The organism is Longimicrobium sp. (genome assembly GCF_036554565.1).
In the GTDB taxonomy this organism is placed as follows: Bacteria; Gemmatimonadota; Gemmatimonadetes; order Longimicrobiales; family Longimicrobiaceae; genus Longimicrobium.
This window is the reverse complement of the sequence record NZ_DATBNB010000255.1, coordinates 1-7,016: the sequence shown is the minus strand read 5'-3', so window position 1 is coordinate 7,016 and position 7,016 is coordinate 1. Positions and strand designations below refer to the sequence as shown.

Below are 7,016 nucleotides of genomic sequence, written 5' to 3'. Positions count from 1 at the left end.
CAGCACATCGGGGGGCGCGGCAGGCTGGTGGACTACTCCAACCTGGTGAAGCTGCCCCACACCGTGTTCGCGATGCCGTTCGCCCTCGTGGGCGCGACGCTGGCGTCGTACCGCTACTTCGTGAGTGGCTGGGACGTGCTGCTGATCCTGGCCGCCTTCACCTGCGCGCGGTTCGCCGCCATGGGCTTCAACCGCATCGCCGACCGGGCGATCGACGCCAGGAACCCGCGCACCGCCATGCGGGAGATCCCCGCCGGCAAGCTGTCCGTGCGCGAGGCCACCGCCGCCGTGATCATCGCCAGCGCGCTCTTCTTCGTCTGCGCGGCGCTGCTCAACCCCCTGTGCCTGTACCTGGCGCCGTTCGCGCTGGCCATCATCCTGGCGTACTCGTTCACCAAGCGCTTCACCCGCTACGCGCACCTGGTGCTCGGGTTCTCGCTCGCCATCGCTCCCGTGGGCGCGTACCTGGCCGTCGCGGGCGAGTGGAGCCGTCCGCCGTCCGCGCTGCTGGTGCTGGCGGCGGCCGTGCTGTGCTGGGTGGCGGGCTTCGACATCCTGTATTCGCTGCAGGACATGGAGTTCGACCGTGGCGAAAAGCTGCACTCCATTCCCGCCGCGCTGGGCGCACGAGGCGCGCTGGCCTTCTCGCGCGCGCTGCACCTGCTATCGGCAGCCTCGTTCGTGGCTCTGGGGTTCATCCTGCCCGAACTGGGCGTTGGCTACTTCATCGGCACGGGGGTGATCGCGCTGATGCTGGCGTACGAGCAGAGCCTGGTGCGCTCCGACGACTTGTCGAAGATCGACGCGGCGTTCTTCAACATCAACGGGGCCATTTCCGTGCTCTTCTTCGCGATCGTGCTGACGGAGCGGCTGCTCGCGTGAGGGTGGCCCTGGACGCGCCCATCACCTTCGGGATCACCGGTGCGTCGGGCGCGCCGTACGCCGTGCGCGTGCTGCGTGCGCTGAACGAGGCCGCCGTGCACGTACGGCTGATCGTGTCCAGCTACGGGCTGCGGCTGCTGAAGGAAGAGTCGGGGATCGACGGCGTCGACGGTCTGCGCGCCGCCACGGGCGACTGGTCGCGGGTGGAGTTCTACGATTCGCTGGACCGCGGCGCCACACCGGCCTCCGGCTCCGCTCCATCGCGGGGGATGGTGGTCTGCCCCTGCTCCATGGGCACGCTGGCCTCCATTGCCGCGGGCACGTCGCGCAACCTGGTGGAGCGCGCCGCGGACGTGGCCCTCAAGGAGCGCCGCCCGCTGGTCCTGGTGCCGCGCGAGACGCCGCTCTCGCTGATCCACCTGGAGAACATGACCCGGCTGACGCGCGCCGGGGCCACCATCATGCCCGCGGCGCCGGGGTTCTATCACCGGCCGCGGAGCATCGACGACCTGGTGGATTTCGTAGCCGCGCGCATCCTGGACCACCTGGGCGTTGAGCACACGGTTGGTCGACGCTGGAAGAGCGGGGAAGCCGCCGCCGCCCCGGACGCCTGATCCCTCCAATCATCGCCTACCCTCCGCCTCTGGAAATCCGACGCATGTGGAAGAAGCTTCTCGCCCTCGTGTCCGTCGCAGCCGCCGTCGCCGGCTGCGTTGCCGTCCGCGCTCCTGAACCGTATCCCTTGCAGGAGTTTGCGGTGGCGGCGGCGGGCGACACGCTGGTGCTTTCCAACCTCAGCTCGGAACCCATCTACTACGCCGTGCTGGAGGAGGAATTCTCCACCCGCGCGCGCTGGGCGCCGTGCGTGCCCCCCGCGGAGTGTCCGCGCGTGGAGGCGGGGCAGGGGGTGCGCGTGCCGTTCGCGAGCATCACCGGCTATCAACCGGGCGCCCGCAAGGCGATGGTCTTCTGGTACCGCATGGAGGCGGGTCGCCCCGGTGAGGTGCGCAGCCGCTCAGTGACGCTGTAGCGCCATGAAGATCGGCATCATTTCCGACACGCACGGGCTGCTGCGCCCGCAGGTGTTCGACGTGTTCGAAGGCGTGGAGCACATCCTTCACGCGGGCGACATCGGCAACCTGGATATCATCACCGAGCTGGAGTCCATCGCCCCGGTGACCGCCGTTTGGGGTAACGCGGACGGATTGGAGGTGCGCGGCCGCGTCCCCGAGGTGGCGGAAGCGGAGCTTGGGGGCGTCCGCGTCGCCATCATCCACGGGATGCAGGTGGGCTCGCCCACGCCGGAGAAGATCGCGGCGCTGCATCCCGACGCGGGGCTGGTGGTGTTCGGCCACTCGCATCGCCCGCTCATCAGGCAGGTGGGCGCCACGCTGGCCGTGAATCCGGGCAGTGCCGGCCGCCGCCGCTTCCGCGATCCCGTGACCGTCGCCCTCGCGGAGATCCGTGACGGATCGGTCTCTGCCCGGCTGGTCGAACTGGATCTGGAGAAGCGATGATCGCGCGGATCCGCCATGCGGTGCTGGCGGCCGTGGTGCTCGCTGCCACTCCGCTGGCCTCAACAGCGCAGGAGAGCTGGACCTCGAACGATCCCGTGCTCCGGGCCATCTGGAGCGAGGGGATGGAGCGCTCGCACCTGGCGCCGATGGCGCAGGTGCTGATGGACAGCATCGGGCCGCGGCTGACGGGGTCGCCCGGGCAGCTGGCCGCGCACGAGTGGGCCGCCGCGCAGTTCCGCGGATGGGGGATCGAGGCGCGCAACGAAACGTACGGCTCATGGGTGGGCTGGCGGCGCGGAACGGCGCACGTTGACCTGGTGCAGCCGCGCCTCCGCTCGCTGGAGGCGCGGCTGCTGGCGTGGAGCCCCGGGACGGCGGGCGCGGTGACGGCGGAGGTGGTGGCGATCCCCGAATTTGCCGACACGGCCGCGGCGCGCCGCTGGCTGGGAACCGTGCGCGGCAAGTTCGTCCTGGGCGCGGCCGAGCCGGTGACGTGCCGGCCCATCGAGAACTGGCAGAACTGGGCCCAGCCGCAGACGCTTGGGCGCTTGGCGCAGGACGCGGCCCGGGCCGATTCCAGCTGGCGCCGGCGGCTCGCCCGGCTGCGGGTTCAGCCCGGCGAATTGGAGTCGCTCCTGGCCCGGTCCGGCGCCGCGGGCGTGGTGACCAGCGAGTGGACCGGCGGATGGGGCACCCAGCGCGTTCACGATGCGCTCGGTGTGCCCGTGCCCGTGCTGGACGTGACCTGCGAGGATTACGGGCTGCTCCACCGGCTGGCGTCGCGCGGCCAGGGCCCGGTGATCCGCGTCGACGCGCAGGCCGAGTTCACCGGTGCCGCCCCGGCGATGAACACCGTCGCCACCATCCCTGGTCGCGCCCTGCGAAATGAGTACGTGGTGCTGTCCGCGCACTTCGACTCGTGGGATGCCGCATCGGGCGCCACGGACAACGGAACGGGTACGCTGGTGATGATGGAGGCCGCGCGCATCCTCCGGGCAGTCTATCCCAACCCAAAGCGTACGATCGTCATCGGCCTGTGGGGCGGCGAGGAGCAGGGGCTGAATGGGTCGCGAGCGTTCGCGGAGGACAATCCCGGTATCATCGAAGGTCTGCAGGCGCTGCTGAACCAGGACACGGGCACGGGGCGTATGGACCGCATCTCGCTCCAGGGCTTCACCCAAGCCGAGCCGTTCTTCCGCCGCTGGTTTTCGCGCGTCCCCCCGATGCTGGCCGACAGCATCAAGCTGGACGCGCCGGGGCTGCCCAGCGGCGGCTCCAGCGATCACTCGTCCTTCGTGTGCCGCGGCGCGCCCGGGTTCTGGCTGCTTTCCACCTCGTGGGATTACGGCACCTACACCTGGCACACCGATCGCGACACCTACGACAAGATCGTGTTCTCCGACCTGCGCCGGAACGCGGTCCTGCTGGCCATGCTGGCGTACCAGGCAGCGGAAGACGAGCGCATCCCGCGGACCCGGCTCACCGAGTTTCCGCCCAACGCGGCGGGGCAGCCGGGAAGCTGGCCGTCCTGCCGTCCTGCGCAGCGCGCGCTGAACTGAGAGCAACGCCGCCGGCCTTGCCTGCGGCGCACGCCGGACCGTTCCGGCACCACACGTGAGAGACTCATCGTGATGAAGAGAACCGCACTGGCGGCCCTGGCCGCCGGCGCTCTCCTGGCCGGCCCCGCCGCCGCGCAGCAGGAGTGGACCAGCAACGATCCCGTGCTGCGCGCCATCTGGCAGGAGGGCACGCACAACTCGCAGCTGGAGCGCCTGGCGCAGCCGCTGCTGGATTCCATCGGCCCGCGGCTGACGGGGTCGCCGCAGATGGACGCGGCCCAGCGCTGGGCCATCGGCCAGTACGCGCAGTGGGGCATCACCGCGCGCAGCGAGCGCTACGGCACCTGGCGCGGCTGGCAGCGCGGCCACACGCACGTGGACCTCATGACCCCGCGCTTGCGCTCGCTCGAGGGGATGATGCTGGCCTGGAGCCCGGGTACCAACGGTCCCGTGTCGGCGGAGGCCGTGCTGCTTCCGCAGATGTCGGATTCCGCGGCGTTCAAGGCTTGGCTGCCGAGCGCGCGCGGCAAGTTCGTGATGATCTCCTTCCCCCAGCCCACCTGCAGGCCTGACGAGAACTGGCAGCGCTGGGCCGTCGCGGCGGATTTCGAGCGGATGCGAGCGGAGCGCACGGCGGCGCAGAACGCGTGGAACCAGCGGGTGTCGGCCACGGGGCTGGCGGCGCGCGACTTTCAGCTGCGGCTGGAGGCGGCGGGCGTGGCGGGCATCGTCACCAACCTGTGGTCGCAGGGGTGGGGCGTCGAAAAGATCTTCAACGCGCGCACCCGCCAGGCGCCCGTCATCAGCCTGAGCTGCGAGGATTACGGCCTGGTGGCGCGCCTGGCGATGAACGGCGACGCGCCCACGCTGCGGCTGGACGCGCAGTCGCAGTTCACGGGCGAGGCGGTGCCCGTATCCAACGTGATCGCGCAGGTGCGCGGACGCCGCAAGCCCAACGAGTACATCATGCTGTCTGCCCACTTCGACTCGTGGGACGGCTCGTCGGGCGCAACCGACAACGGCACCGGCACGGTGGTGATGATGGAGGCCATGCGCATCCTCTCCAAGGTGTACCCGCGCCCCAACCGCAGCATCGTGGTGGGCCACTGGAGCGGCGAGGAGCAGGGACTGAACGGATCGCGCGCCTTTGCCGCGGATCACCCGGAAATCGTCAGCGGCCTGCACGTGCTCTTCAACCAGGACAACGGCACGGGACGCATCCGCAACATCTCCATGCAGGGGCTGACGGCTACGGGGCCATACTTCCGCCGCTGGCTGGGCGCCATGCCGCCGTTCGTATCGGACAGCGTGCAGATCGACGATCCGGGGATGCCCAGCGGCGGCGGATCGGACAACGCGGCCTTCGTGTGCTACGGCGCGCCGGCGTTCGGTCTGGGCTCGCTCTCGTGGGATTACGGCACGTACACGTGGCACACCAACCGCGACACGTACGACAAGATCTCGTGGGACGACGTGCGGCGGAATGCGCTGATGGTGGCCATGCTGATCTACCAGGCCGACCAGGAAGCGAACATCCTTCCGCGCGACCGACGCACGGAGTTCCCGGTGAACCAGCAGACCGGGCAGCCCGGCAGCTGGCCTGCCTGCGCCGCTCCCGTCCGCAGCGCGGCGGAAAGCCCGCGCATGTAAGCCGGGTGCTCCAGCGAGATTGAACGAGGGCGGGATGCGCGTGCATCTCCGCCCTCGTTCGTTGTCCTGAAAACGGAGAAAGATGGTTCGCTTCAGGTCCCCAGACCGGGGCACAAACCGTCTGATTCGTGCCGTCGAGAAGACATCCATTCCGTGGTGCGGAAAACCGTTCGATCTGGAATGTGCCTGTTGTTGAGCGGCTAGTTTCAGTCGTGATACCTGCTAGTCGTTGTACGGCATGTGCTTACGCCACGGCGCGTTCAGAACGGGGGGTGGAGGTGTCGCGCGGGTACGAAAATTCCGGTTTCGGGCTCATCCCTGATGTCCCTCCCCTCCCGTACCCGCTCGAGGCCCCATTGAACCATCCAGGCACTCTCCTCCCGCTGTTCGCGCCCACCCCGAATCACGCCAAGCGCCGCCTTCCACGATTCGGACGGGCATCGTGCCTTGCCGTGCTCGCGGGAATGCTGGCGCTGGCCGGGTGCGACGGCGCGGCGGCCCCACTGAACCCCACGCCGGAAGGCGCGCGAAAGACGCTCGCCGGCACCGCCACCCTGGCGTGGGTCAGTCCCACCGGCACCACCGCCACCAACCCGGTCACGTTCAAGGCCGACGCGACCAGCGACATCGTCACCATCAAGTACTTCGCCGACGGAACCTATCTGCTGGGCTCCAGCACGGACCGCGCGAACTTCTTTCCGGTGACGTACAAGTTCAGCGGCGTGGGGGTGCGGCGGATCTACGTGCGCGGCTACAACTCGGCGGGCACGCAGGTGGCGGGCGCGTACAAGGACTTCACCATCCGCGATCTGATCGCCAACGTGCCGTACTTCTTCCAGTACAACAACGTGTACGAGCCCGGCGCCACCTGCGCCAACACCACCATGGCGATGCTGCTGAAGTACTACGGGGCCAACTACACGCCGGACCAGATCTACACGGAATTCAAGAAGCTGTCGCAGGACGAGTTCAAGTTCGACACCATCTTCAACAAGCTGGCGGCGCGCGCGGGGCTCAAGCAGCGCATCCGCGTGCACATGGAAACGGGGTCCGTCGCCGAGATGGAGGCGGAGCTGAACAAGCAGCGGCCGGTGATCATCCACGGAAAGTTCACCAGCTCGGGCCACGTGATGCTGCTGATCGGCAACGACGGAACGAACTATACGATGAACGATCCGGCCGGCGTGTGGGGGCAGAGCCTGTGCAACGGCGCGGGATATGGCGGGGCTGGCGGGGCAGGGGTGCGTTACGGGAGATCGATCGTAGGGAAGGCGATCACCACGCCATGGCAGGGCAACTGCACCTACTTCGATCCGAACACCGTGCGGTACCACGAGACGTACCTCGTGCCCTGACCCACGGCGCCACCACGAGACGATGAAGGGCCGGCTCCCCACGCGGGAGCCGG

General features: G+C 69.0%; 7 protein-coding genes. All 7 read left to right on the top strand.

Going from position 1 to position 7,016, the window contains the following annotated elements; all coding sequences use genetic code 11:
• On the top strand, positions 1 to 882 hold an 882-nt coding region (locus VIB55_RS06890; protein ID WP_331875933.1), incomplete at its 5' end, for a UbiA-like polyprenyltransferase.
• On the top strand, positions 879 to 1,496 hold the full coding sequence (locus tag VIB55_RS06885; protein WP_331875932.1) for a UbiX family flavin prenyltransferase: 618 nt from the start codon (positions 879 to 881) through the stop codon (positions 1,494 to 1,496). The genes VIB55_RS06890 and VIB55_RS06885, both read left to right, overlap by 4 nt.
• Before the next feature lie 44 nt (positions 1,497 to 1,540).
• Positions 1,541 to 1,912: a hypothetical protein gene (locus VIB55_RS06880; RefSeq protein WP_331875931.1), complete on the top strand. Its 372-nt coding sequence runs from the start codon at positions 1,541 to 1,543 to the stop codon at positions 1,910 to 1,912.
• A gap of 4 nt (positions 1,913 to 1,916) precedes the next feature.
• The gene (locus tag VIB55_RS06875; protein WP_331875930.1) at positions 1,917 to 2,399 is read left to right on the top strand and encodes a metallophosphoesterase family protein; all 483 of its coding nucleotides are present in this window, start codon (positions 1,917 to 1,919) and stop codon (positions 2,397 to 2,399) included.
• Entirely contained in the window at positions 2,396 to 3,958 is a 1,563-nt protein-coding gene (locus VIB55_RS06870) for a M20/M25/M40 family metallo-hydrolase (protein WP_331875929.1), read from the top strand. Before VIB55_RS06875 ends, VIB55_RS06870 begins: the two co-directional genes overlap by 4 nt.
• Before the next feature lie 72 nt (positions 3,959 to 4,030).
• A complete protein-coding gene (locus VIB55_RS06865) occupies positions 4,031 to 5,608 on the top strand; it encodes a M20/M25/M40 family metallo-hydrolase (RefSeq protein WP_331875934.1) in 1,578 nt (525 codons plus the stop codon).
• Positions 5,609 to 6,060: 452 nt separating this feature from the next.
• Entirely contained in the window at positions 6,061 to 6,963 is a 903-nt protein-coding gene (locus VIB55_RS06860; RefSeq protein WP_331875928.1) for a C39 family peptidase, read from the top strand.
• Positions 6,964 to 7,016 lie beyond the last annotated feature (53 nt).